Below are 1832 nucleotides of genomic sequence, written 5' to 3' on the forward strand. Positions count from 1 at the left end.
CGCTCCCTTCCGGGAACCCGTTCCCCACGCGGGCCTCCCGGAGCCCCGCCCTCAGCCGCCCGATCCCGGCGCGCCCCTCCACGGTCACGGCATCAGCGCCGAGGCCGGGGCGCTCCCTCCGCCATCCTGCGACCCGGCCCCCGACCGCCTGCGCCACAGGACCGTACGATCCGGCCACCCCGGCCACCGGCCCGGACCCCCGGACGATCCCGAGAACGACCCGCCCCTCAAACCCTGCACCGCATCCCGGCACCGACACGACCCAACCCCACCTCGATCACTTCACCCACCGCCCGAAAAACACCAAACACTCCAAACCACCTCCCCGGCTCCGCACTCGGCCTCCGAAACCCGACCCACCACAGCGCCAAGAACCTGTTCGAAGCCGGTAGACTGAGACCCCAACCACACCCCCGCTGCGAAGAGCCATCCATTGTCTCGGGGCAGACCTCCTTTCGTTTTCAATGGCACACCCACGCGGGATCACCAAACACCGAACAAGCCCTATGCGTAAACCTGAATGGAGACACTTTGTCACAGAGTGCTGACCCAGAGATCTCTTGCGCTTATTGGATCGGGCCCGAGGATATGACGATTAATCCTTCCCTCGAAGACCTCAGTTAAAATGTCATCACGACAAGACAATTCGGAGTTTTCGATATTTTTTACCTGTATCACAGTAATAGGAAATGGCCATGGGATAGACATGAGATCGTCATTTGCGAATAGGAGTGGGATTTGTACACCTAAAAACCCAATATCCTTATCGTTTGTGCAAAATGTTATCCAATTTTCTCCTACGTCGGTATCCCTGTAGGTCTGTATTTTTAAATAAAGAGTCGCTGTCCAGCTCACGATGGATGCTGCTTGTTCTGACCAGCGCCTCCGGGTCGTATGCGCCTCCCAGAGGGGGCGTGAAATGTCTTGACTCATTCTAGTTTACCTATATCAAATTTACGGCCGTCATGAAACAAAATCGTTTCTGGTTTCGCGGGGTGGGAGGTGCTCGAAGTCGTAGTCGAATGTTCGGCCGGCGATGCATGAGGCGAACGCGCCGAAGGTTTCTTCGGGGGTCTCGTGCTGAATGTTCGCGATGTTGTTCTTGGCCGCGTTCCGGACGTGCTCGACCGGGTTGTGGTCGGGCGCGTACGGCGGCAGATGGATCGGCGTGATGCGCTCCAGCAGCCGGCCGGGCTCGTAGAGGCCGGTCAACGCTTTCGCGTGGTGGAATCGTGCGTTGTCGAGGACGACCGCGACCTTACCGGCCTCGGTTTCGCGTTGGAGCAGGTCCGGTGCGAGGATCGTCCGCCAGGTGTTCCGGTTGCCCTCGATCGGGTACGGCGTGACTGTTCTGCTGGTCGGGGGAGGGCGCCGGAGAAGGACTGGGACGTCCTCTGCCGGTCCACGGACCGCTCTGGTGCGCTGCCCTTTCGGGGGCTGCATGCGGCGGGTCTCGGCCTCGTGCTCGGGGCGGGCCTCGTCCGCCGTGCAGACCTTCCGGCCCTGGTCCAACAGGGTTTTGACCTGGGTCGTCGCCTCGGCCGCGCGTCTGGTGGTGGCCGGCTCGTTGCGGTGCTCGTCGAACGGGTCGGGCGGTTCGAGGCTCGGCCCGCACGGGCGCAGGAGCAGCCAGTACGAGGAGTCCGACTGGTGTTCCACGTCGAACATGATCTTCACGACCTCACGTATCGCCGGGACGTCCCAGAACTCGGCGTGGGTGCCCGTCCGGGAGGGCGGCTGGGCGAGGATTTTCTTGAGTTCTTGTTTCTGGTCGCGGGCGAGTTCCGCCGCGTCCCGGTTCCCCGCATGCCCGGCCGGGACCGAGCACATCC

At 62.1% G+C, this 1832-nt stretch carries 1 protein-coding gene; it reads right to left on the minus strand.

The features are described from left to right. Positions 1 to 963 precede the first annotated feature (963 nt). On the minus strand, positions 964 to 1832 hold an 869-nt coding region (locus tag K336_RS18200; RefSeq protein WP_081660863.1), incomplete at its 5' end, for a transposase.

Source organism: Propionibacterium acidifaciens DSM 21887 (assembly GCF_000426605.1).
Lineage (GTDB): Bacteria > Actinomycetota > Actinomycetes > Propionibacteriales > Propionibacteriaceae > Propionibacterium > Propionibacterium acidifaciens.